The sequence below is a fragment of the Wenyingzhuangia sp. 2_MG-2023 genome (assembly GCF_030548295.1).
Classification (GTDB): Bacteria; Bacteroidota; Bacteroidia; order Flavobacteriales; family Flavobacteriaceae; genus Wenyingzhuangia.
Map to the genome: position 1 here is coordinate 136684 of NZ_JAUOSB010000004.1, position 22814 is coordinate 159497.

At 31.8% G+C, this 22814-nt stretch carries 19 protein-coding genes; 11 read left to right on the plus strand and 8 right to left on the minus strand.

Annotation, left to right across the window (positions count from 1 at the left end; translation table 11 throughout):
* Positions 1 to 128: 128 nt before the first annotated feature.
* Both Q4548_RS07205 and Q4548_RS07210 read right to left on the minus strand, forming a co-directional pair.
* Complete coding sequence (locus Q4548_RS07205; RefSeq protein ID WP_303453099.1) at positions 129 to 4307, minus strand: two-component regulator propeller domain-containing protein; 4179 nt, start codon at positions 4305 to 4307, stop codon at positions 129 to 131.
* Between the two features lie 156 nt (positions 4308 to 4463).
* The gene (locus Q4548_RS07210) at positions 4464 to 5144 is read right to left on the minus strand and encodes a helix-turn-helix transcriptional regulator (protein ID WP_303453103.1); all 681 of its coding nucleotides are present in this window, start codon (positions 5142 to 5144) and stop codon (positions 4464 to 4466) included.
* A 197-nt stretch (positions 5145 to 5341) separates the two neighbouring features.
* Between Q4548_RS07210 and Q4548_RS07215 the strand changes: the two genes are divergently transcribed.
* Together Q4548_RS07215 and Q4548_RS07220 are read left to right on the plus strand one after the other, a co-directional pair.
* Complete coding sequence (locus tag Q4548_RS07215) at positions 5342 to 7117, plus strand: ATP-binding protein (RefSeq protein WP_303453106.1); 1776 nt, start codon at positions 5342 to 5344, stop codon at positions 7115 to 7117.
* The gene (locus tag Q4548_RS07220) at positions 7117 to 8106 is read left to right on the plus strand and encodes a hypothetical protein (RefSeq protein ID WP_303453109.1); all 990 of its coding nucleotides are present in this window, start codon (positions 7117 to 7119) and stop codon (positions 8104 to 8106) included. Before Q4548_RS07215 ends, Q4548_RS07220 begins: the two co-directional genes overlap by 1 nt.
* Here the strand turns inward: Q4548_RS07220 and Q4548_RS07225 are convergent.
* Positions 8101 to 9717, minus strand: coding sequence for a peroxidase family protein (locus Q4548_RS07225; protein WP_303453112.1), 1617 nt, complete (start codon positions 9715 to 9717; stop codon positions 8101 to 8103). The two genes, Q4548_RS07220 and Q4548_RS07225, sit on opposite strands and share 6 nt — an antisense overlap.
* A gap of 34 nt (positions 9718 to 9751) precedes the next feature.
* Between Q4548_RS07225 and Q4548_RS07230 the strand changes: the two genes are divergently transcribed.
* A complete protein-coding gene (locus Q4548_RS07230) occupies positions 9752 to 10627 on the plus strand; it encodes a hypothetical protein (RefSeq protein WP_303453115.1) in 876 nt (291 codons plus the stop codon).
* Positions 10628 to 10635: 8 nt separating this feature from the next.
* Here Q4548_RS07230 and Q4548_RS07235 read toward each other — a convergent pair whose 3' ends face one another.
* The 3 genes from Q4548_RS07235 to Q4548_RS07245 all read right to left on the minus strand — a co-directional run bounded on the left by Q4548_RS07235 (position 10636) and on the right by Q4548_RS07245 (position 14704).
* The gene (locus tag Q4548_RS07235) at positions 10636 to 11691 is read right to left on the minus strand and encodes a metal-dependent hydrolase (RefSeq protein WP_303453117.1); all 1056 of its coding nucleotides are present in this window, start codon (positions 11689 to 11691) and stop codon (positions 10636 to 10638) included.
* A gap of 156 nt (positions 11692 to 11847) precedes the next feature.
* The gene (locus tag Q4548_RS07240; RefSeq protein WP_303453120.1) at positions 11848 to 13722 is read right to left on the minus strand and encodes an amidophosphoribosyltransferase; all 1875 of its coding nucleotides are present in this window, start codon (positions 13720 to 13722) and stop codon (positions 11848 to 11850) included.
* A 61-nt stretch (positions 13723 to 13783) separates the two neighbouring features.
* Positions 13784 to 14704, minus strand: a complete 921-nt coding sequence (locus tag Q4548_RS07245) for a PfkB family carbohydrate kinase (RefSeq protein WP_303453122.1) — start codon at positions 14702 to 14704, stop codon at positions 13784 to 13786.
* A gap of 104 nt (positions 14705 to 14808) precedes the next feature.
* On the opposite strand from Q4548_RS07245, the gene Q4548_RS07250 reads away from it, so the two are divergent.
* The 4 genes from Q4548_RS07250 to Q4548_RS07265 are packed head-to-tail and all read left to right on the plus strand — an operon-like array spanning position 14809 to position 16941.
* The gene (locus Q4548_RS07250; protein ID WP_303453125.1) at positions 14809 to 15234 is read left to right on the plus strand and encodes a SufE family protein; all 426 of its coding nucleotides are present in this window, start codon (positions 14809 to 14811) and stop codon (positions 15232 to 15234) included.
* 11 nt (positions 15235 to 15245) lie between these two features.
* Positions 15246 to 15566 (plus strand): iron-sulfur cluster assembly protein, encoded by a 321-nt coding sequence (locus Q4548_RS07255; protein WP_303453127.1) that lies wholly within the window; start codon positions 15246 to 15248, stop codon positions 15564 to 15566.
* A gap of 9 nt (positions 15567 to 15575) precedes the next feature.
* On the plus strand, positions 15576 to 16076 hold the full coding sequence (locus Q4548_RS07260; RefSeq protein ID WP_303453130.1) for a DUF2480 family protein: 501 nt from the start codon (positions 15576 to 15578) through the stop codon (positions 16074 to 16076).
* A gap of 22 nt (positions 16077 to 16098) precedes the next feature.
* On the plus strand, positions 16099 to 16941 hold the full coding sequence (locus Q4548_RS07265; RefSeq protein ID WP_303453132.1) for a DUF3078 domain-containing protein: 843 nt from the start codon (positions 16099 to 16101) through the stop codon (positions 16939 to 16941).
* A 53-nt stretch (positions 16942 to 16994) separates the two neighbouring features.
* Here the strand turns inward: Q4548_RS07265 and hflX are convergent, their stop codons facing one another.
* Entirely contained in the window at positions 16995 to 18218 is a 1224-nt protein-coding gene (gene hflX, locus Q4548_RS07270) for a GTPase HflX (RefSeq protein ID WP_303453134.1), read from the minus strand.
* Positions 18219 to 18360: 142 nt separating this feature from the next.
* On the opposite strand from hflX, the gene Q4548_RS07275 reads away from it, so the two are divergent.
* From Q4548_RS07275 to fsa, 4 genes are all read left to right on the plus strand, one after another.
* The gene (locus Q4548_RS07275; protein ID WP_303453136.1) at positions 18361 to 19308 is read left to right on the plus strand and encodes an endonuclease/exonuclease/phosphatase family protein; all 948 of its coding nucleotides are present in this window, start codon (positions 18361 to 18363) and stop codon (positions 19306 to 19308) included.
* Positions 19309 to 19585: 277 nt separating this feature from the next.
* A complete protein-coding gene (locus Q4548_RS07280) occupies positions 19586 to 20449 on the plus strand; it encodes an RNA polymerase sigma factor RpoD/SigA (protein ID WP_068827853.1) in 864 nt (287 codons plus the stop codon).
* A gap of 22 nt (positions 20450 to 20471) precedes the next feature.
* The gene (gene rpe / locus Q4548_RS07285) at positions 20472 to 21128 is read left to right on the plus strand and encodes a ribulose-phosphate 3-epimerase (protein ID WP_303453142.1); all 657 of its coding nucleotides are present in this window, start codon (positions 20472 to 20474) and stop codon (positions 21126 to 21128) included.
* A 151-nt stretch (positions 21129 to 21279) separates the two neighbouring features.
* On the plus strand, positions 21280 to 21930 hold the full coding sequence (fsa, locus tag Q4548_RS07290) for a fructose-6-phosphate aldolase (RefSeq protein ID WP_303453145.1): 651 nt from the start codon (positions 21280 to 21282) through the stop codon (positions 21928 to 21930).
* Between the two features lie 45 nt (positions 21931 to 21975).
* Here fsa and Q4548_RS07295 read toward each other — a convergent pair whose 3' ends face one another.
* Positions 21976 to 22770, minus strand: a complete 795-nt coding sequence (locus Q4548_RS07295) for a DUF2797 domain-containing protein (RefSeq protein WP_303453148.1) — start codon at positions 22768 to 22770, stop codon at positions 21976 to 21978.
* Positions 22771 to 22814: the final 44 nt, after the last annotated feature.

Below are 22814 nucleotides of genomic sequence, written 5' to 3' on the forward strand. Positions count from 1 at the left end.
TTATTATTTTCAGAACAAAAGAACTAGAAAACAACTCAAACTACTTTCTGTAATCAATTCATTACTTTATCACAGCACTTAAAAAACACATCTAAAACATTGATTTACAATAAAAAAAACATAAAACATTACTTATTCAATTTCTTAAGAAATTCCGAAGGAGAAACACCGTGTAGTTTTTTAAAAGAAGTGGAAAAGTAAGAAGGTGATTCAATTCCTATTTGATACATAACTTCCGTTACATTAAAACCTTGGTTACTTTTTAATAAATCTGCAGCACGTTGCAATCTAAAATTCCTTAAATACACACTTGGTATTTGACCCGTAAGTTGCTTTAAGCGTTTGTAAAAATGAGAAGTACTTAATCCTATTGCTGTAGATAATTCTTCCACCCCAAAACTCGAACTAGAAAGATTATTTTCAACAATTTTAATAATATTATTTAAAAATTCTTTATCTCTTATAGAGAGATCAATATCTCCTTGAGGAATAGAACTATTTTTAGAAAAATGTTCTTTTAATTTAAGTTTATTCTGTATAAGTCTTTCTGCACGTATAGACAAATGCTTTAACGAAAAAGGTTTACTTATGTATTCATCGGCTCCAAACTCTAAACCTTTGATCAAATTTTCATCATCTCCAAGAGCAGTTAAAAGCAATAAAGGAATATGACAAGTTTCCGGATTTGTTTTAATTTTTTCACACAAAGCAAATCCATCCATTTTAGGCATCATCACATCACTTATGATAAGATCTGGCTCTTTTATCTGAATTTTCTCCAATGCCTCAAATCCATTTTTAGCCATTAAAATATTGTAGTATTTAGATAAAAAACCACTTAAAAATATTTGAAGATCTTCTTCATCTTCAACAATTAGCACCGTTTGTTTAAAAGCCAAGTCTCCATCGTTTTCTTGGTTTATGGTTTCTGTTTTGTATTCACTCGGCAATGGAACCCAGTCTTTTATATACGACTTACTTGTTGTATCAATTTCAGTAGCAGTATACTCACTAGACGTAGAGGGTATAACAACCGAAAATCTAGTTTCTACATCTGGCTCGCTTTTCACCGTAATTTCTCCTTTAAAAAGTTCTACTAGTGATTTACAGAAAGCCAAACCTATTCCACCTCCACTAACATTTTCTTTATTGTTTCCTAATTGATAAAAACGCTCAAAAATATTATTTAAATCATTTGCTGGAATTCCTTTTCCTGTATCAACAACATCAATTCTTATCAACTTCTCTTTTTCCGTATTTATGACATCCGCTTCTATGCTAATACTACCATTAGGTGGTGTGTTTTTAAAAGAATTAGAAAGAAGATTATACATTATACGCTCTACTTTTTCTACATCTATAACAATTTCTTCATTAGGTGAATTTACTTTATAAAAAAAGTTTATTTCTTTTTCAATAGCATAACTCTCAAAAGCTTCGGTAGTAGGGTATATAAAATTACCCAAGGTTACTTTGTTAAGATTTAAGCTAATAAAACCTTGTTCTGCTTGACGAAATGTAATTAGCTGATCTACCAAGCTTAAAAGCCTCTTGGTATTTTTTTGAATAATGGCTAAATATCTAGATTGCACCTCATCTTTATTCGCTTGAATAGCTTGCTCTAATGGTCCAGCTATAAGAGTTAATGGTGTTCTAAATTCATGAGATATATTTGTGAAATAGCGAAATTTCCCTTGATTGATTGTATCTATTCTTTCTTTATCTAATTGCTCATAAATTAATTTTTGTTTTAACTTTTCATGAAGTATAAAATAAATCATCACCCCTACACAGATAAGAATTATCAATATTATAAAAATCAAATAGCTCCACCAGGTTTTATACCAAGGTGGCAATATTTTTACTTTTAATTTTTTAATATCCGAACTCCACACCCCATCTCCATTAGCTGCTTTTATTTTAAATGTAAAATCACCAGCAGGTAAGTTTGTATATGTTATAACATTTTTACCACTTTCTGATTCTATCCATTCATTATTAAATCCTTCTAATTTGTATGCTAGTTTGTTTTTTGCGGGTATAGAAGTATGTTCTACAAATAATTGAAAAGCTACAGATTGTTCATTTTGACTTACAGATATACTTTCTGTTTCTGCAATTGACTTTTTAAGTATTATTTCATTATTTAATTTTTCACCTATTTTAACTTCTTTATTATTGATAAACAACGAAGTGATTTGTATTTTTGGAAGTGTTGTATTTTTCTTGATGTTTTCGGGTTTAAAAACAGTCAGGCCATTTAATCCTCCAAAATAATAATAGCCAGATTTTCCTTTGAAATAAGCCCCTTGCCTAAAGTTGTTCTGAGTCAAACCATCTCTAACATCAAAAACATCAATTTTATTGGTTTTCATATTAAATTTAACCAACCCCATATCTGTACTCATCCACAGGTACGTATCATTTTCTGGTATTATACCATAAATAGCATCATCTGGAAGAAAATCATTTTTCCTATAATAATTAACATTTATCGGTTTCCCCTTAGAATCTAGGGTTATTTTATTAGCACCTCCTCCAAATGTTCCTGCCCAAATATTTCCTTTTTGATCTTCGTATAACGAGAAAACATTAGAATAGCTTAATCTTACATCGTTCCTTTTATCATCTGATAAAACTCCAGAAATCTTTATTTCTCCATTTTTAAAGGTCCCATACAACAGGCCTTTACTAGTACCAAACCAAAGAATGTCATTTTTATTTTTTAGTACAGTATGACAAAGATCTCTTTCGTGTAAATTTGTAAATGATGTTACTTTTAATGAAGGTATCTCTTGCTGTTCTATGGTTAACCATGGATCTTTAACTACCGTAATTTCCCCTCCTGCAAATATAAAATTATGATCATCTACCTGAAGTATGTCTCTAAACTCCTGTTCTGGAAGCCTCCTACCTTCTTTCTCAAACTCTAACCTTTTAAACTCTTCTTTAACAGGATTATAAACAAACACTTCTTCATCTGTTCCAAACCAAATTAACCCTTTACGATCTTCATAAATACACCTAATAGGTATGTCTATTGAGAAAGGAATTTTATTTTTTAAGCTTTTAAACTGTAAATTGTAAACAGATTTTTCAGTAACTTCTGTAGTACTTCTTAACAAGTCATTATTGTTGTAAACAGACATCCAAAGCCTACCTTTATTATCTTCTAAAATAGCCGTTATTAGGTTGTCTGTAATAGCATAACTATCATAAGGGTTGTGGTAATAATTTATAAATTGCTTTTGAGAAAGATCCAACTTATTAATTCCACCCTGAGCAGTTCCTATCCACAAAACACCATAATTATCTTGAAAAATAGTGTTGATATGATCACTACTTACACCTAAATCATTTTTCGGATTGTATTGGTAACTTAAAAACTGATCTTCTTCTTCTACATATCTTAAAAGACCACTGTTTGTAGTTCCAATCCATACGTTATTACTTGCATCTTGAAACACCGTTTTTACAGACATTGGAGTACTACTTTTCTTAGAAACACCTATGTCATAAAACCTCTTGATTACATTAATTCTATTTTCTTCAAGACTTGTTTTAAACAATCCTTTGTCTGTTCCAATCCACAGAATATTTTTGATGCTTTTTACAACGGTAACATCTGCATTCTTAAACCTTTTAAGGTTTTTAAAAATTTTAATTCTTAGTTTTTGATTTAGCAACTCATTTTCTTCTAATTCAATTTTTTTTATACCAAAATTGGTCGCTAATATCAATTTACGATTTTCAACAAAACTAAAATCATTAATAGTTAAAGTGTTCGGATATTTTACAAGAAGATTCTCTGAAACACTCAAACTCCCTGTTTCATAATCTAACAGTTTACAATAGTGCAATCTATTCTCTCCCGAAAACCATATACTCCCATTTGGACCTGTTGTTATATGACTAACTTGTAACTTAGACAAAAGCGGCACTGAGTAAAATTTTTCTAGCCAAGGTATGTAAACATCTACTCCTACATTGGTTCCAATCCATAAAACACCATCGCTATCGCTATGCAGACTGGTTAAATTATTACTAGAAATATTTCCGTTCGTTTTAGACTGTGTTGTATAAGTCTCAAAATCATAACCATCATATTTTATCAATCCATTTGGAGTTCCAAACCACAAAAAACCATATTTATCTTGTGCTATTGTATTTATAGTATTCTGATTGAACCCTTCTTTATTAGAAAATCTTTCAAAATTTTGAGCATAAATCACAAATGAATTTGTTACGAACAGCAGTATTGCTTCTACAACAAATAGAAGTGTTATAAATCTCGTTGGTTTTATCATAAAGCTAGTCTTAAACAAAATGTAATCGATTTAATGAAAAAGGGAAAATACCCAAAAAAAGTAGTCAAAAAAAGACATTTTACACATTATATTTGACCAATATTCAAATTTATAAAAATAAGCCTCTTTATCAATATTACAATCGAATGGTTTTTTTTACAATTCAAAAACAGAGTCTCTTTCTACCAAACGAACCAATTCTGAAACTTTATTTACCTCTAATTTTTTATAAATATTTTTTACATGAGAATGAACCGTTCCGTATGAAATTTTTAAGATACCCGCTACCTCTTTTTGAGTACAACCTGCTGACAAAAGTTGCACTATCTCTTTTTCTCGAACGGTTAGTTTTTTTATGTTATCTACCTTAGTTGGTCTTGCTCTATTCTGACACACCCCTAACGTAATCGCATACTTTGGCAGACCTTCTTCTGTTCTGTAGATTGTTTTTGTAACTCCTTGAACATCTTTCCAAGCTTCTCCCTTATATTTTAGTTTATAATCTAACTCTAAATAACCTCTGCCTCCTTGTTTAAAAAAGAAAAAAGATTTTGCCAATGTGTGTATTGTTGACGGATGTAATAATTGCAAATAATACAAATAGTCTACATCTTGAAACCAGTTACTTTTGAACCCATAAAAATCTCTAAAAGAATTATTCAAACATAACGGTTTGTATAATTCTACATCGTGCAACGTAATTAAAAATACAGTTTGATTGATTGTTTTTAAAAAAGATTCACATTCATGGATATTATTAAAATCAATATCTGAATGAGCCAACAATTTCTCTACAATGTTATCTAATTCTTTTTTTAAGACTATTTTTTTTTCCATTTGATAAAATCTATTAAATTATCATTTATTTTTTCTACAATAAACCTCTAACACGAAACATATACCCTAAAAAGGGGATAGATTTTATACCACAATAAATTTATGTTTGCTATAACTATTAAAAATCATACATAAGTATGATTTTTAGATGATATTTAATTCACACTCAATGTGTTTATTGTAACAAAGTTTATCATATGAGATTTTTTTATTGGTTTCTTCTGTTTGCAAATATTGTTTATGGTCAGATTCCATTAGATAAAAATCTTTTTCACACAAATACATACAACGACAGTTTGACTATTAATGACGTTGTTCTGTTGGAAAAAAAGGGAGCATTTAAGCATACTTTTAAAAATGAAACCTACAAATACCTTATTGGAAAAGAAGCTAATTGGGTTTTGTTAAAAATTCCAAAACAAAATGAAGAACGTTTTTTAAGCATTCAAAATTCACTTTTTGAAGAAATTGATTTTTACCTTGTTAACGATTCTATTAAAAAACTAAATCACCACCAAGAATCCTACCGATTTCCGCTTGTAAAAATTAGTACTAGCGACACTCCTTGTCAATTATTTATCCGAACCAAAGATGCCAAAAGTTTTAGAACTGAATTTTTAATTAAGGTTTTTACTGTTGATGAGCTTCAAAAAACTAGTCAGGTTGATTATTTTAACATAGGAGCTTACGTTATTGGGCTTCTTGTTTTATTACTTTCTGCTTCTATTATTTTTCTATACAAACGTCAATATGTTATCCTTTGGTACATGCTACACTTGCCAACCTTAATTATAGAATATTTAATTAGTACCGGTACATTTAGTCAATGGTTTGTAGACAATAAAATAATTCTTACTTACGGATTAGATCATGTATTTATGCTTATCTCTACCTTAGCTTTGTCTGAGTTTTTTCGAAATTTTTATCCTTTTAATAAAAAAACTTTGTTCTGCAAGCACATATACTTTATCGTTAGTATATGGTGTACAATAGGAATTGTTTTTGCTTTTGTAGATGGTTTTTCTGGCAATATTTACAACGTTGAGTATTATGCTCAAACAGTTCTAAACTACGCTTCTTTAATTTCATTAATCATACATTGTATTCTTGTTTATTATCGAGTTATTCCTATTTATTTATTCATAGCCTTTTTACTACCTGTTCTCGGAATTTTTGCAAATCTTGGTGATTTTAAAGAACAATTTTCAAATCCTAAAATAGTGTACTTTCTTTACCAATCTGTCTATTTAGGAATCTTGATTGAAGTCCTTGTAATCATATTCTACATCATCAAACAATCTGTAGATGGAGAATTACTTTCTATCAATCTAAAAAAAGAAAACAGTACGCTAAAAAATAATTTTCATGAAGAATTATCACTTGTTCAAGAACAACATCAAAATAATTTGATGAGTGACGTACACGATTCTTTTAGCGGATATATTCAAGCTCTAAAACTCAATCTTTTGAGCAAAACGTTAGACAACGATAAAATCAACGAAATTTTAGATGCCTTTAAAAAAGACTATAAATTTTTATTAAATTCACTATACGTTCCTAATGTAGATTCTGGCAATTTTGAAATGGCAATAAGCGAATATTGCCAAAAAATGGATCAACTAAGTAGTATTAAAATTTCTTTTAACAGCCACAAAGAAAAAAACCATCTCCCTCTGAATCAAAATATTGCGAAATTAATTTTTAAAGCAGCTTCAGAACTCACTACCAATTCAATTAAGTTTTCTGAGGGTAGTATTATTGATGTAAATTTAGCTCTAAATCATGATTATATTGAATTGAATGTGAAAGACAATGGTCTTGGATTTGACCCTAATAAAATTCCAAAAACTTCTTTTGGAATTCAAGGACTTAAAGAAAGAGTAGGACTCTTAAATGGTAGATTTGCAATTAAAAGTTTTAAAGGAACCTGTGTTTCCATTAACATTCCTTTAAACCAAAAAATTACCGAATAATGGTTTTTAACAAAGAAAATCAACAGTTAATTAAAGAAATAGAAGACACTATGTCTAACTATATTTTAAAGACATACAAGAAAGGGAACACCAAGAGAGATGCTCATCCTAAAACACATGCTGTTGTAAAAGGATTGTTTCACATCAACCCAGATCTTCCTGAAACATTAAAAATAGGATTGTTCAACAACCCGTCTAGCTACCAAGCCGTAATTCGTTTTTCTAACGCTAGTCATATTATAAAACCAGATAGCAAGCCAGACATTAGAGGTATTAGCATCAAACTCTTAGGAATAAAAGGCGATCGTGTAAAAAATTCTATCGAAACAAAGACACAAGACATTTTACTGATGACCCACCCAACTATGCCATTGGGAACTTTAAAAAAATTTCACAACACTATAACAAATACCGTTAATACAAACATCCTAAAACGTCTTTTTTGGGTTGTAAAAAACAAAACTCTTTTCAATAAAATAAGACAAGCTGAAAAAACACACAATTCACTATCTGACTTGAGTTACTGGAGCACAACAACGTACGCATTTGGGGATAAAATCATCAAATACAAACTAACCCCCAAAGTACATGAAAACAAGACATATGCCATTAATCAAAATCCAAATTTCTTAAAAGAACGATTGATTTCGGAACTTACCAACAATGATATTGTTTTTGATTTTTGTGTTCAATTTTACAAAAATGATACTCTTACACCACTAGATGATATGTCTTTAGATTGGGATGAGACTTTAAATCCTTTTTTAAAAGTGGCCACATTGGTAATTCCTAGTCAAACCGTAAAAGAACAACCTGAAATAGACAAACTCTTAACTTTTTCATTAACCAACTCTTTATTAGCTCACAAAGCTGTTGGAGAATTGAACGAAGTAAGAATAAAAATCTATCAAAAATTAGCGCAATTAAGGCACAAACTAAATCATTTAGACCTAAAAGAATTTACTGAAAACGACTACAACAACTTATAATTTTTTGGCCACTTTGTTATAATTAAAGCCAACATTACTGTCAACCTCTTCTGTGTAATCTATAATTTCTTTTAACGAACCTATATGGTTGATAATCTTCATTCCGAATGCACTAAATGTATTTTCATTGTATACTTGCTCAGACAACAGAGGATTGGTTAATGCATGAGAAAACGCATCTGAGGCAATCATTTGCAACATTAAATCTCCTAAAATAGGTTTCTCTTCATACATCACATTTTTAGGTGGATCTTGAGCCAAAGCCCCCACTGTTAAATCAACTTTATCAACATCTCCGTTGTACAAAGAATTCAACAATGCTAATTGATTTTCATCTTTTGTAATATCTGACATCACCCTTGGTCTTGCTTTTTTAGAACTTTTTACCATAGCTCCTGAAAAATGTTCACAATAATCTGCATACGGTTTTAGCTTAGAAGCTCTAGATATAAAAAGCGATGACATTTCTGCATGCATCATAAAATCAGGAGTGTTTGACAAGGTCATTTTCCCTGCTTTTTGATAAGACAATTGATGAAAAATAGTTTCTAAATTATTGTTTTCGACAAATTGATTGTTGAATCTAAAATGATCTTTAACATCATACACTTTTCCATCAAAAGAAAAAGAATCAGGAATAAAAGAATGCCATCTATAGAGCAAATTGAATTCTGTAGCTATCCAATTATTTCTATACCAATCTTGCTTGGCTGCAAACGTAGTATCAAACTCAAAGTGCATCCACTTAAAAGGTTTTAAATGATTTACATAATCTTCAATCACAACTTTAATCAACACCACTATCAGAATATTTCTTGTTGTCTGAAAAATTCTTTCATCATTCCATGAGTATTTTTTTTCTAAAGCTCCCGCCACTTTGTTGTGAAATCTCAAAAAAAGCGTATTTATAGCAACATGAGAAACTGTTGAATTTCCTCTTCCCAACCCTGTAGCATAAAATTTTTTGACTTTTTCTTTATCCTGCCATAGATCATGATAAATATGAGGTAAGTAACCCACATATTCAATATTTTTAAACTCTGCATCTGCAAATTCTAAATTCTCATTGTACAAATAAGGAGGAAATTCTTGGTTCTTAATGAACTGAGATTTTAATCTTCCACCTTTCTTACTTCTTAATGCATCGGTGGTTTGCTTGTTTAAACCATACAATTGGCACAAATCAATTTCATGATTTGAAGTATTTTTACGTAGATCATTAAAATCTATTCTAAAAAATGCATCTGTAAACCATTGCGCAAAGCCCATAAACAATACAGAAGTTCTATGGCAAGATTTCATGGGACTTCCATTTCTCATAAACACGTTTACCGTATCTTTAATCGACGGCAAATTCAATTGACTTTCGGGTGTTGCAATTGGCAACAATCTATTGTTGTAGGTTTTATCTCTTAAACTTTGCCAAGAAGTGTAATCGTTCACCTTCCATTTGCTAGGATCTTTAAAATTTGGCATACCATTCTTTCCTTCTATATCCAACACAGGAGCAGGTTCTGGAGAATACATGCTAAAAGGATAGGGTCTAGACGGTTTGGACTTGACGTTAGAGTTAATGACCTTCCTTGATAAAAATCTATTTATTTTTCCCATTTTTATGTAACTTAACTGCCTTAAATATAAGGAAATGACTTACACCGACCTATCCGAATTTAAAAATCATCTACAATCTGGAGATGTTATTATGCATCATGCCCATGGCTTTATTTCCAACACCATTAGAAAATTCAATCGCAGCAATTACAACCATTGTTCTGTATACGACAAAAACGGTTATGTTTATGAATCTGTAACTGGAGGAATACAACGAAAAACCGTTGAGGATAGTCTTAAAACACAAAAAACCTACGCAATCAGTATCTATAGATTGAATAGTTCTTCTGAGGATAAAATTGTAAAAGTTACTGAAACAATTCAAAATCACTATACTAGCAAAATATATGCGTATAGTCAAATTGGTTATTTAGGAATTCTACTTGCTAGAAAATTTTACGGAACAAACAGCAAGTTTCGAAAATACACTTACAAATACTTTTTATATGCTTGTGATTTGTTTGGAAAAATAATGGATCCTTTAAATAAAAATCATACTTGTTCAGAACTGGTATACAGAGCCTACAAACAAACAGCAAATACTCTTAAAGATCCAGAACTCTACATTGTTTTTCCTTTTGAATCTAGTCCTCTTAATTACCACAACACTACTTATCTGCCTGAAAACTCAACAAATTCTTCTAGCAAAAAAGGAATATTAGTTATCATTAACAACACATATAGTTTGATAAAAAAATCGATTCCTATATTCTTCAGCGCATCTTTTTTATCTCAAAACGCAACTAGTGACCTCCAAAATATAAAGCAAGAATTAAGTGAAATTCTCACAGAAATAGATATTGATAATTTTATAACTCCTGGTGATTTAGAAAAAGCAATCAATCTAGATTTTATTGCAACGTACAAAACAGACAAAAGTGATCGAAAATGTAATTTTTGCAATTACTAAAAAACCCACTATGCTTTAAAAAATCGTTTTATCAAATAAAACCACCACCTTTTCTTTAATTTAATAATAGACACAACATCTAGTCCTTTTCCTTTCTTTTGTTCTGTAATAAGATAAGGTACTGCAAATTCTGTTTCATTTAAGTTTGGAGATTTATAACCATATCTCACATCATTGATATACAGTTCACCTGCTATTTCAGAAAAGGAATACCAATTACTCACCACCTTTTTAAACCTACTTATCAAGGCTAAAAATTCAGGATCATCGTACTTTATTAAGTTTTGGTTTATAGGAACAGAAATAAATTCTATCTCTTTCTTTTTTTGAAAAATAGAATAATACCCTATCAAATATCCTTCTTTTACCCTTACGTTCACTGTCCATAAAATAGCATTAAAAAACGTGGGTTTTACCTCTATTTCATAGTAAGTAATTTTTTGAGAAGCTAACTGCTCTTTAAATTTAGGAACAATAAAAATCAACCTTAAAAGAAACGTAGCTATCAAATACGTTAGAACTAAAATTATGGGTAAATAATTTATTGAACCCACTTCTTCTCCTTGAGTTTTGTTATATACATATTGAGCGATTATTAACAACTGAGCAACCATTAGAAGTGTTACAACAAAATCCCACACAGAAACACTTTTTGTCTTTAATGCAGTCTTAACAGGATAAAAATAATAGACTCCCCAAGAAGTACAAAAATCTAAGGCAACATGAGTTCCTAAAATTAGAAAACAGTATAATGCAATTTCTATAAATGTAGTATTATCAAAATTTTCTACCGAAACTATCAAAGAAATTACCATGCTGATCATCAAACTAAAAACTATATGTACAAAAAAGGAATGTGTCCATTTTCTATGTCTCTCCATGTACACAATTGTTGAGTGAATTTTCTTATTCATCAAATCAACATCAGGTAAAAATCCCAATACTGCTCCTATCAAAGCTGAAAAAAGGGTCGCCTTTACTTCTCCTACTCCAACCTCTAATTTGTCTTTAAAAAGCAATACACCTGTTGTTGCTCCTACTGATATATGTGTAAATGGTCCCAAATGCTGCGGTTTTATTTCATTTTTTGACAATACGTTAAATATAAAAACATTTACAAAACCTAACACACTGAATGCATTCACTTTACAATTTACACCTAAAAAAGGCTGTTTGAATTTTCAAACAGCCTTTTACTATATCTTGAAGCTTATGGTTTATTAATAAGCTCTTTTATTATTTCCTTCGTAAAAGTTGATAAACGCTTCATTTACCACTCTTTTCCCTCCATCCGTAGGGTAATCTCCAGTAAAATACCAATCTCCTTCATGCTTAGGACATGCAGCATGCAAACCTTCAATTGTTTGGAAAATAATCTGAACTTCAGAGTTGATTTCAGAAGTTTTTAACATCTCTGAGATTTTTGCAGAAATCTCTTCTGGTTTGAAAGGCTTGTAAATTTCTTTTACGTAGTTTTTTATTCCAGCATCTTCACCGTTACGTTGTTTTACACACTTGTTGTAAACATCCGTTACAATTTGATACCTTCCTGTTTCTTTCAACAATTCAATAGCCGCTCTAAAGGCAATAAAATCTCCTAATTTGGCCATATCGATTCCGTAGCAATCTGGATAACGAATTTGAGGTGCTGAAGAAACCACAACTATTTTCTTAGGTTCGGTTCTGTCTAAAATTTTGATGATACTTTTCTTCAAGGTAGTACCTCTTACAATACTGTCATCAATAATAACAATATTATCGTCTTTTTTAACAATACCATAAGTAACATCATAAACATGAGCTACCAAATCATCACGACTATCATCAGACGTAATAAAAGTTCTCAACTTAGCATCCTTGATTGCCAATTTTTCAAAACGAGGTCTAATAGCTAAAATATCTCCCACTTGTTTTGCACTCAAACCTCTGCCTCCTGCTAATATTTTTTCTGTTTTTTGTTTGTTCAAAAAGTCTTCTGCAGCTTCACACATTCCAAAATATGAAGTTTCAGCAGTATTTGGAATGTAAGAAAAAACTGTATTTTCAATATCTCCGTTAATACTATCTACAATTTGAGGAAAAACTCTTACTCCTAAATCTTTTCTTTCTTTGTAAATTTCGGCATCACTACCTCTAGAAAAATATATTCTTTCAAAAGAACAAGCTTTTTTCTCTTTAGGCTCTAATACTTTTTCAACAGAAACCTTTCCGCTCTTTTTTGCAATAATAGCATGTCCAGGTTCTAGTTCTTTAACCTTATCCATAGACACATTAAAAGCTGTTTGAATTACAGGTCTTTCAGAAGCAACTACCAAAACTTCATCATCTTTGTAATAAAAAGCTGGACGGATCCCTGATGGATCTCTCATCACAAAAGCGTCTCCATGTCCTAACAAACCTGCCATGGCATAACCTCCATCAAAACTGCGAGTAGCTCTTTTTAAAATTTTAACCAAATCCACTCTTTCGGCAATAATGGGAGAAGCTTCTTTTTTGGTATAATCTTCTTTTATTTCTTGGTAAATGGTCTCTACTTGATCATCTAAAAAGTGACCAATTTTTTCCATTACAGTTACTGTATCTGTATTTTCTTTTGGGTGTTGCCCTAACTCAATCAACTCATCTAATAATTGTTTTGAATTGGTCATGTTAAAATTCCCTGCAACAATTAAGTTCTTATGTCTCCAATTGCTCTGACGCAAGAAAGGGTGTACATTTTCAATAGAGTTTCCTCCGTAAGTACCATACCTAGTGTGTCCTAAAAATAAGTTCCCTATAAAAGGAATGTTTTCTTCCAACCAAGCAACATCATCCTTTTTTTCTGGATTTGCTTCTATAGTTTCGCTAATTCTACCATTGATTTTTTTAAAAATATGCTGAATCGGCTGTTGTTTGTTAGAACGAATTCTACTAATGTATCTGCTCCCAGGGTTTACATTAAATTTGATACTTGCAAAACCGGCACCATCTTGTCCACGGTTGTGCTGCTTCTCCATTAGTAAATACATTTTATTTACTCCGTAAAAAGCAGTACCATATTTTTCTTTATAATACTCTAAAGGTTTTAGCAACCTCACCATTGCAATACCACACATAGTTGTATTTTTTATCGATTAGATTTTACTTTTGTCGTAAAACCATTAATTTTTTGCAAAATTACAAAGAAAATTTCGTTAAGTCTTTAAATTTTTCCAATCGCTCTAATACTTCAGGTTCTGTAACTTCAGCAATTCGTTTTACTCCAAACTCTTCTACAGTAAACGATGCCAAGTTAGACCCCCAGATTACAGCATTCTTAATGTTCTCAAAAGACAATTCTCCCTGTTGTGCCAAATACCCTGTAAATCCACCCGCAAAAGTATCTCCTGCTCCTGTAGGATCAAAAACATCTGCTAAAGGCAATGCTGGTGCAAAAAACATATTTTCTTCATGAAATAATAACGCTCCATGTTCTCCTTTTTTGATGACAACATATTTAGGCCCCATTTCGTGAATCACTTTTGCAGCTTTCACTAAAGAATATTCTCCACTTAATTGTTGAGCTTCTTCATCATTAATGGTAATCACATCTACCTTTTTCAACAAAGTCTTCAAGTCATCTAAAGCAATGTCCATCCAAAAATTCATAGTATCTAAAACCACCATTTTCGGTTTTTTAGACATTTGCTCCAATCCTGCATTCTGCACCAACGGATGCAAATTTCCTAACATGACAATTTCTGCATCTTTGTACTCTTCTGGCACTACGGGCTTAAAATGCTCTAACACATTCAATTCCGTAACCATGGTATCTCTTTTGTTCATATTGGTGTGGTATTTTCCACTCCAGAAAAAAGTTTTCCCATCTTTTACAACCTCTATTCCATCTATATTGATGTTCTTGCTTTTTAACAAATCAAAGTGCTCTTGTGGAAAATCGTTTCCAACAACAGACACCAAAGCAGTGTCTACGTTTTTAAAATTACTAGCAGACAGACCTGTATAAGTTCCTGCACCACCTAAAATTTTATCTGTTTTTCCAAAAGGAGTTTCAATGGCATCAAAAGCCACTGTTCCAATAATTAATAATTTACTCATGTGTTTAATTTCAAATAAATATGTCATTTTGAATACGCATAGCTTACAGTTGTATGCTAGCATTATACTCAGTATCTTTGTGCCTGCAAAAGTAAGTTTAAAATATGACTATCAAAGAAATACAAGAGGAAATTGTAGAGGAGTTTGCGATGTTTGATGACTGGATGGAACGTTATGAGTATATGATAGAACTAGGAAAATCAATCCCTGTAATAGAAAACCAATACAAAACTGACAACAACCTTATCAAAGGATGTCAATCTAAAGTATGGTTGCACTCTGAATTAGAAAATAACAAAATAAAATTTTCTGCGGATAGCGATGCCATCATCACCAAAGGAATTATTGCTGTATTGTTACGTGTTTTTAACGACCAAGCACCAAAAGAAATTCTAGAAGCTAAAATGGATTTTATAGATGAAATTGGTCTAAAAGAGCATTTGTCACCTACTAGAGCCAATGGTTTGGTTTCTATGATCAAACAAATCAAACTGTACGCATTGGGAATGCAAAGTAAGTTAAACGCTTAAAAATTAAAAAAATGAATCACGAAGAAACTGTAGAAATAGGAGATAAAATAGTAAATGTTTTAAAAACAATATTTGATCCTGAAATTCCTGTAGACATTTATGAATTAGGATTGATTTATGATGTCTTGGTAAATGATAAAAAAGAGGCTAAAATTTTAATGACACTTACGTCTCCAAACTGTCCTGTTGCAGAAACACTTCCTAAAGAAGTAGAGGACAAAGTTTGTGCCTTGGAAGAAATTGACAGTGCAGAAGTAGAACTAACTTTTGACCCGACTTGGACACAAGACATGATGAGTGAAGAAGCTAAATTAGAATTAGGATTTCTATAAGTTACCGCCATGGATGAAATTGTAAACAGAGTTGCCAATAGCAGCTTGAAAAATATTGACCTAGAGGATTATTACCCTACAGGAAAACGTGTTTTGTTTGATATTAAAGATTGGTTGTTTGAAGAAATTATTCTAAAAGAAAAAGATTTTAGAGAAAAAGCAGATAGCTACAATTGGTCTCAACTACAAGACAGTTATGTTGCATTTACATGCAGCGCAGATGCTATTATTCCATCTTGGGCTTACCTGTTATTAACCACCAAAGCAAGTAAATTCGCAAAAAAATGTGTGGTTGGAGATTTAAAAATCTTAGAAACCGTTTTGTACACAGAAATTATTTTCAATTTAAAAATTGAAGATTTTCAAGACAAACCTATCATTATTAAAGGCTGTGCCAACAAACCTATACCTGAATCCGCTTATACTTTACTGATTCAGAAACTTTTACCGATAGCAAAAAACATCATGTATGGTGAAGCTTGCTCTACGGTTCCTTTGTTTAAAAAATAAAACTAAACTAACGCTAACTTTTATGAAAAAAATTATTGCATCGGCATTATTACTGTGCTCAATCATTTCCTATTCTCAAGAAAAAGAAGAATCTAATTGGAAAAAAGAAGGTGTTTTTACCTTATTGTTCAACCAATCTGCTTTTAACAACGATTGGCAAGGTGGTGGTGTGAACAACATTGCAACTAATGGAAGCATCAATTACGATTTTAACTACAAAAAAGACAATGTTGTTTGGGATAACAAAATTATGCTTGCTTATGGTTTGACAAAAATTGACGGTTACGACAACTTTCAAAAAACGGATGACAAATTTGAGTTTTCTTCTCTTTATGGTAAACAATCAGGGAAATATTGGTTTTATTCTGCTTACGCAAACTTTAAAACTCAATTTGCAGATGGATACAAAAGCTCTGCACAAATTGATAAAATTTCTACATTCTTTTCTCCTGCTTATTTACAAATAGGTCCTGGTATGTTGTGGAAAAAATCAGACAATTTAAAAATAAACATCACTCCAGCATCTTCTAGAGCTATTTTTGTAAATAGTGAATTTACTGAAGACGGAAGTGCTTTTGGTGTTGACCAAGGTGAAACTAGTCGTTTTGAACTGGGGGCTAACGTTTCTGCGTACTACAAAACCAATATTGTTCAAAATGTAAGCATACAAAACACTTTAAACTTATACGCTAATTACTTAGAAAATCTTGGAAACGTTGATATTGACTACACTTTGAGTATTGCCATGAAAATCAACTCATTTCTATCTGCCAACATTATTGCACAAGCTATTTATGATGACAATGCCATTGCTAAGGTACAGGTAAGAGAAGTTTTTGGTTTAGGATTTAATTACAAATTCTAAATTTAAATTTTTAAAACAAAAAATCCCGAGTGTATACTCGGGATTTTTTTGTTTTAGGCCATCTTGTTTCCATCGTTATCATATTCTGAATACAAATAATTGTTGTACGGAAAACGCTTGGCATGAATTTCTCGAACTTTTTCAAAAACCAATTCTTTAAAATCCTCCATATTATCTTTGTTCAAAGCAGATATGAATACACAATCTTCTTGCATTTTAGACATCCAAGAATTTTTCAACTCTTCTAAAGTATAGTGTTTTTCCGTTTTTTCGGTCATCAAATCATCATCATCAATAGATTGATAAGTGTAACTATCAATCTTATTAAACACCATTAATGTGGGCTTATCATCACTTTCTATTTCTTTTAAAATAGTATTTACAGAATTGATATGATCTTCAAACGTTGGGTGTGAAATATCCACCACGTGCAATAACAAATCTGCTTCTCGTACTTCGTCCAACGTAGATTTAAAAGATTCTACCAACTGTGTGGGTAACTTTCTGATAAAACCAACCGTATCTGTCATTAAAAAAGGAACATTCTTAATTACTACTTTTCGTACGGTAGTGTCTAAAGTTGCGAATAGTTTATCTTCTGCAAACACTTCACTTTTACTAATTACGTTCATCAACGTAGATTTCCCAACATTGGTATATCCTACCAAAGCAACACGAACCATTTGTCCACGATTTTTTCGTTGGATGGCCATTTGTTTGTCAATGGTAATTAATTTCTTTTTCAACAAAGAGATCTGATCCCTTACAATACGTCTATCCGTTTCAATCTCAGTTTCACCAGGACCACGCATCCCGATTCCCCCTTTTTGCTTGTCCAAATGCGACCATAATTTGGTCAACCTTGGCAACATGTATTCACATTGAGCCAATGCTACTTGCGTACGAGCATAGCTAGTTTCTGCTCTTTGAGCAAAAATATCTAAAATCAATGTTGTTCTATCTAAAATTTTGGTATCCAACACTTTTTCAACATTCCTTAACTGTGCTGGCGATAATTCATCATCAAAAATTACGGTACCAATGTCATGCGTATCTATGTACACTTTTACATCTTCCAACTTACCCGTACCAATAAATGTTTTAGGGTGTGGTTTTTCTAATTTTTGGACAAATCTTTTCACCGCAACTCCACCTGCGGTAGTTACCAAAAACTCCAACTCATCTAAATACTCTGTAGACTGAGCTTCGTCTTGATGTTGTGTAATGACACCCACCAATACTGTTTTCTCTGAGGTTACTTTCTTTTCATCTATCATAATACAAAGGTACATAATTCCCGCAGTATCAATAGCATCTGTTTCTTTTACAAAACACCTTTATTTACATAGGTATAATAACACAACTTTGTTTGAAAATTTTCAGTAATAAAGATATCTTTACGTTCCAAAAACACCACCTGTGGAAGATGACAACTTATTTTCAATTGCCTTTTACAATACCGAAAACCTATTTGATTATAAAGATGACAAACATACTTTAGACACAGACTATACACCTAGCGGACGTAAAAAATGGGGACATTATCGTTACCAACACAAAATCAATAAAATTGCCAAAGTTATTTCTAAAATTGGTACTGACAATTGCATGTTTCCTCCTGTTTTGGTTGGACTTGCCGAAGTAGAAACCAAACAAGTGGCTATTGACATTATTCACAGCGAAACGTTGAGGTATTTAAACTATGACTGTGTGCATTACGATTCTCCCGACGAAAGAGGTATTGATGTTGCTCTTTTGTACCACAAAGATTTTTTTGAATTGACCTCATCAGAAGCCATTCCCGTTCAAGTATTTGAAACCAACGGTGTAAAAGATGATACCAGAGATATTTTATATGTTCAAGGAAATCTCTACGGAGAATTGACTCATATTTTTGTCAATCACTGGCCGTCGAGAAGAAAAGGGATTGATAAAACTTATTTGAAAAGAATTGCGTTGGCCAATATTTTGACCTACAGAATGGATTCTATTTTACAAAATGATCCTAATGCAAAAATTATTATTATGGGGGATTTTAACGACGATCCTACTTCTGATAGTATTGCAAAACACATTGTTTCTGATCAAATTAAAAACCCAATGACATCACTTTTAACCCCAAAACAGGGGAGCATGGTACACAATGGAGTTTGGCATTTGTTCGATCAAATACTCTACAGTAGTTCTTACCTAACCTCTGATGGAAATAAATTTGTAAGTGCCAAAATTTACAACAAAGATTTTTTAACAGATTGGACAGGTAGAAACAAAGGAGAACCTTTAAGAACTTACATTGGTAAATTTTACAGAGGTGGTTTTAGCGATCATTTTCCTGTATATTCCCTTTTTCAAAAAAGCAAATGCTAAAAAGCTCTTAAAAACACAGATCATTAAACCCCACGTATTCACCGTTTATTCATACAAATTTTTATATCAATAGTAGAACTACTTCTAAAACACATCTGTTACGAAATTAAATTTAAGCTTTTTCACATATCATTTACTCCGTTAGAAGACTCCTAAAACGAGAATCTTGATAACTATTAAAAAATAAATTTTAAAAAATAACGTTCTTTTTGTAACAAAAACTATAAATCTCTCGTATTTAGATAGACACATTATAGTTTAACAAGTAGAAAAGTAGATGAGACAACTTAAAATTACCAAGCAGGTTACCAATCGTGAAACCGCATCTTTGGATAAATATTTACAAGAAATCGGAAAAGTAGATTTGATTACTGCCGATATGGAGGTGGAATTAGCACAACGTATCAAGGCTGGAGATCAAGCGGCATTAGAACGATTGACCAAAGCTAACTTGCGTTTTGTGGTATCTGTTGCTAAACAATACCAAAACCAAGGGTTGACATTACCAGATTTAATCAACGAAGGAAACTTAGGATTGATTAAAGCTGCAAAACGTTTTGATGAAACTCGTGGTTTTAAATTTATCTCTTATGCTGTATGGTGGATTCGTCAATCTATTTTACAAGCATTGGCAGAACAATCTCGTATTGTACGTTTGCCATTGAACAAAATTGGTTCTATCAACAAAATCAATAAAATGTACGCTTTCTTAGAGCAAGAAAACGAACGTCCTCCATCTGCAGAAGAAATTGCTAAGAAATTAGACATGACTGTGAACGATGTAAAAGAGTCTATGAAAAACTCTGGTCGTCACGTATCTATGGATGCTCCATTGATTGAAGGTGAAGATTCTAATTTATACGATGTCTTAAATTCTGGAGAATCTCCAAATCCTGACAGAACGTTGTTACACGAATCTTTAAAAGTAGAGATTGAGCGTGCTTTAGAAACCTTAACTCCTAGAGAAGCAGACGTGGTACGTTTGTACTTTGGATTGGGGGAACACCAACCTATGACTTTAGAAGAAATTGGAGAAACTTTTGATTTGACACGTGAACGTGTTCGTCAGATTAAAGAAAAAGCAATCCGTAGATTGAAACACACTTCTAGAAGTAAAATTTTAATGACCTATTTAGGTTAATCAAAACACCTTATAAAAATAGATGAGTAAATTAGTAGCTCCTTCGGTATTAGCTGCCGACTTTGCCAACATCCAACGTGATGTGGAAATGATCAACAACAGTGAAGCAGATTGGTTTCATATTGATATTATGGACGGTGTTTTTGTTCCTAACATTTCTTTTGGAATGCCTGTAATGAAAGCCATTAAAAAATACGCAACCAAACCGATGGATGTGCATTTGATGATTGTTGATCCTGATAGATACATCAAGACATTTAAAGATTGTGGTGCCGATATTTTAACTGTGCATTACGAAGCTTGTACACACTTGCACAGAACCATTCAAGCAATAAAAGCTGAAGGTATGCAAGCAGGTGTTGCTTTAAATCCACACACACCTATTTCTGTTTTAGAAGATATTATTCAAGATTTAGATCTAGTTTGTATCATGAGTGTAAATCCAGGTTTTGGAGGTCAATCATTTATTGAAAACACCTACACCAAAGTACAACAGTTGAAAAATTTAATCATTTTTAAAGGTTGCGCTACTAAAATTGAAATTGATGGTGGTGTAACAGATAAAAACGCAAACAACTTGGTAGAAGTTGGTGCTGATGTATTAGTAGCTGGTAGTTACGTTTTTGGTGCAGAAGACCCAATTGCCACTGTTAAAAATTTAAAAGAAATGATCAATTAGTCAAAAACTGATCTTCTATTTCATAAAGCTCTTTAAAATTTATTTAAAGAGCTTTTTTTATTTTACAAAATCTTAATATGTTTCCCATCAAATTCATTTCTATTCTATGGATTGAATTTCTATATTTACTAGGAACAATAAACTCAATAAAATGAAATTTTTTATAGATACTGCCAACTTAGATCAAATTGAAGAAGCACAAGCATTGGGGGTTTTAGACGGTGTAACTACCAATCCTTCTTTAATGGCTAAGGAAGGAATTAGTGGAGAAGCTAACATATTTAATCATTACAAGGCTATTTGCGAATTGGTAGATGGTGATGTAAGTGCCGAAGTACTTTCTACGGATTTTGATGGAATGGTAAAAGAAGGAGAAGCTTTAGCTGCTTTACACCCACAAATTGTTGTAAAGCTTCCAATGATAAAAGATGGAATAAAAGCGTGTAGGTATTTTAGTGCTAAAGGAATTAAAACCAATGTAACTTTAGTGTTTTCTGTAGGTCAAGCATTGTTAGCTGCAAAAGCAGGTGCTACGTATGTATCTCCTTTTATTGGTCGTTTGGATGATATTTCTACTGATGGACTACACTTAATTGGTGAAATTAGAGAAGTATACGACAACTATTTCTTTGAAACTGAAATTTTAGCAGCCTCTGTTAGACACACTATGCACATTGTAGATTGTGCTAAAATTGGAGCAGATGTAATGACAGGACCTTTGTCTGCTATTGAAGGATTGATGAGACATCCCTTAACAGATAGTGGTTTGGCTAAGTTTTTAGAAGATGCTAAAAATTTATAAACCGCACTTTTTCATAAAAAAAGCGACTCTTTGGAGTCGCTTTTTTTATGCTATTTCTATACTTACTTTATAACCTTCATAAGACCTTACATTAAAAACTTTTCCGTCTTCAAAAATCAGATATTGACCTTTGACTCCAATCAATTTTCCTTGGTAAAAATTTTCTTTTTCTAAATTTAAACTCCCCACTTTTATTGGATAATTTTCAACTGGATAATTGAATTCTAACACAAGATCTTCATGTACATAATATTGTTGTACCTCTTCTGGCAAATAAGCTTTTAACTGCTCTTTAATTGCAATCAAATCTTCTTCAACTACATCATTTTTTAACATCTTTTGCCAACTAGTCTTATCACTCACAAATTCCTTTAAGGCAACTTCTGTGATTCCTGCCAAAAATCGATTCGGTGTTTCTACAAAAACAATTGCTTTGTTGGCTCCTTGATCTATCCACCTGGTTGGTATTTGACTTTTTCTTGTAACCCCAACTTTTACATTGCTAGATAGAGCCAAATATACAATGTGTGGTTGTAATTGAGCTTTTTCTTCATAAGCCAAATCCCTATCCTCAATACCCAAATGAGCTTTACTTAACTCAGGTTTCATTACCCAATCTGCAACACCGGGTTGTTCGTAAAAACATTCATAACAGTGTCCTTGTCTAAATATTTTTTTTTCTTTGCCACAGCACAAACATTGATATCCTACAAAGGTAATTGCTACCGATTTGTCGATAATTTGATTCAAATGCAACACGTGGTTTTCTGTATTTAAATAATACTGAACTTGATTTGTGTTTTCCGTGGTCATTTTGGTTAATACTCCCTGATATTTCATAGAAAAAAACTAAATTAGATCAATCAAAGATATTGAATTTAACC

Excerpts from the sequence above, each read along its gene's own strand:
- Q4548_RS07225 (WP_303453112.1), bottom strand. The coding sequence starts at position 9,717 with ATGGGAAAAATAAATAGATTTTTATCAAGGAAGGTCATTAACTCTAAC.
- Q4548_RS07240 (WP_303453120.1), bottom strand. The coding sequence starts at position 13,722 with ATGTGTGGTATTGCAATGGTGAGGTTGCTAAAACCTTTAGAGTATTAT.
- Q4548_RS07250 (WP_303453125.1), top strand. The coding sequence starts at position 14,809 with ATGACTATCAAAGAAATACAAGAGGAAATTGTAGAGGAGTTTGCGATG.
- fsa (WP_303453145.1), top strand. The coding sequence starts at position 21,280 with ATGAAATTTTTTATAGATACTGCCAACTTAGATCAAATTGAAGAAGCA.
- Q4548_RS07255 (WP_303453127.1), top strand. The coding sequence starts at position 15,246 with ATGAATCACGAAGAAACTGTAGAAATAGGAGATAAAATAGTAAATGTT.
- Q4548_RS07210 (WP_303453103.1), bottom strand. The coding sequence starts at position 5,144 with ATGGAAAAAAAAATAGTCTTAAAAAAAGAATTAGATAACATTGTAGAG.
- Q4548_RS07205 (WP_303453099.1), bottom strand. The coding sequence starts at position 4,307 with ATGATAAAACCAACGAGATTTATAACACTTCTATTTGTTGTAGAAGCA.
- rpe (WP_303453142.1), top strand. The coding sequence starts at position 20,472 with ATGAGTAAATTAGTAGCTCCTTCGGTATTAGCTGCCGACTTTGCCAAC.
- Q4548_RS07230 (WP_303453115.1), top strand. The coding sequence starts at position 9,752 with ATGACTTACACCGACCTATCCGAATTTAAAAATCATCTACAATCTGGA.
- hflX (WP_303453134.1), bottom strand. The coding sequence starts at position 18,218 with ATGATAGATGAAAAGAAAGTAACCTCAGAGAAAACAGTATTGGTGGGT.
- Q4548_RS07295 (WP_303453148.1), bottom strand. The coding sequence starts at position 22,770 with ATGAAATATCAGGGAGTATTAACCAAAATGACCACGGAAAACACAAAT.
- Q4548_RS07215 (WP_303453106.1), top strand. The coding sequence starts at position 5,342 with ATGAGATTTTTTTATTGGTTTCTTCTGTTTGCAAATATTGTTTATGGT.
- Q4548_RS07245 (WP_303453122.1), bottom strand. The coding sequence starts at position 14,704 with ATGAGTAAATTATTAATTATTGGAACAGTGGCTTTTGATGCCATTGAA.
- Q4548_RS07265 (WP_303453132.1), top strand. The coding sequence starts at position 16,099 with ATGAAAAAAATTATTGCATCGGCATTATTACTGTGCTCAATCATTTCC.
- Q4548_RS07280 (WP_068827853.1), top strand. The coding sequence starts at position 19,586 with ATGAGACAACTTAAAATTACCAAGCAGGTTACCAATCGTGAAACCGCA.
- Q4548_RS07220 (WP_303453109.1), top strand. The coding sequence starts at position 7,117 with ATGGTTTTTAACAAAGAAAATCAACAGTTAATTAAAGAAATAGAAGAC.
- Q4548_RS07260 (WP_303453130.1), top strand. The coding sequence starts at position 15,576 with ATGGATGAAATTGTAAACAGAGTTGCCAATAGCAGCTTGAAAAATATT.